This is a genomic window from Streptococcus sp. HMSC064D12 (genome assembly GCF_001837205.1).
Lineage (GTDB): Bacteria > Bacillota > Bacilli > Lactobacillales > Streptococcaceae > Streptococcus > Streptococcus salivarius_D.
Window position 1 is genome coordinate 1 of sequence record NZ_KV831748.1, and the last position, 386, is coordinate 386.

General features: G+C 40.7%; 1 protein-coding gene. It reads right to left on the reverse strand.

Translation table 11 applies throughout. The annotated features are described in order from the left end of the window. Positions 1 to 386, reverse strand: a 386-nt coding sequence (locus HMPREF2697_RS06150; protein ID WP_142350082.1) for an SspB-related isopeptide-forming adhesin, incomplete at both ends; no start/stop codon positions are given.

The window sequence follows — 386 nt, forward strand, 5'->3', positions numbered from 1 at the left end:
TCTGTGACTTCTGCGCCTGTTACTGAATCGTAGGCTTTGATCTTAGTAGCATCAAGATTCAATTTAGTTTCATCGTAGTCATCTGAGATTCCTACTGATTGGATGTTGTCCTTGTTAGCTGCGTCGAATTTAGTTGTATCCAACCATACTTGATAAACCAATTTTTGACCACGTTTAACAGTCTTGGTATTCAAGTTTTCTGCTTCGTTGTTTGAGGCATCGTCCGCATATGGGTTCGCATTGGTATCTGCGTACTTGTCTGCCAACTCTTTATCATCATCAACGAGCTTGTCACCTGTGATATCGTATTTCTCTTCAGAAACAACGTATTTCTCTGGTTGGAACTTAGGCTCTTCTGGAGGAGTCACACGGTTGTTAAATTCTTT